Source organism: Vibrio sp. 1580 (genome assembly GCF_033340055.1).
In genome coordinates this window covers 1-563 of sequence record NZ_JAWOVT010000560.1, presented here as the reverse complement: position 1 = coordinate 563, position 563 = coordinate 1, and the positions used below count along the sequence as shown (strand labels likewise).

Genomic DNA, 563 nt, shown 5'->3' with positions numbered 1-563 from the left:
AATAGTCGTCCAAACTCATCTCTTGATTCGCCAAAGGATGCTGTTTGGACAGTAAACACAACACGCCAACGCGACCAAGAATCTCGCTACGCAGCGGCTCTACGGGGCCAGTTGGGCGACAAATGGCGAGATCGGCCCCTTCATAAGTCAACTGATCGGATAAACGGTCATGCTGCAAAGGCAAAAAGTTAAACGACACATTCGGCGCTTCTTGATAAATGCGCGGTAAAGCAAACGGCAGGATAGTTTGCATAGCGTAGTCCGTGGTCGCGATGGTGAACGTCTGATCGCACTGCTGAGGATCGAACTCGACGGGCGACAACAATTGGCGCAGCGATTCCAACGGTTCACCTAAAGAGCGATCAATTTCTAGCGCTTTTTGGGTTGGGATCAAGTGCTGACCTTGGCGCGTAAACAGCGGATCGCCAAGCAGATCGCGTAATCGCCCTAACACACGACTCATCGCCGATTGGCTTAAATTAAGGCGAGTTGCCGCCTTACTGACGCTGCTTTCTTCAATCAGTACACGCAACGCGACTAGTAAATTCCGATCCCGGCGATAG

General features: G+C 51.5%; 1 protein-coding gene. It reads right to left on the bottom strand.

Going from position 1 to position 563, the window contains the following annotated elements; translation table 11 throughout:
- A partial coding sequence (locus tag R7093_RS27155; RefSeq protein WP_318147268.1) for a LysR family transcriptional regulator occupies positions 1-563 on the bottom strand: 563 nt, incomplete at both ends.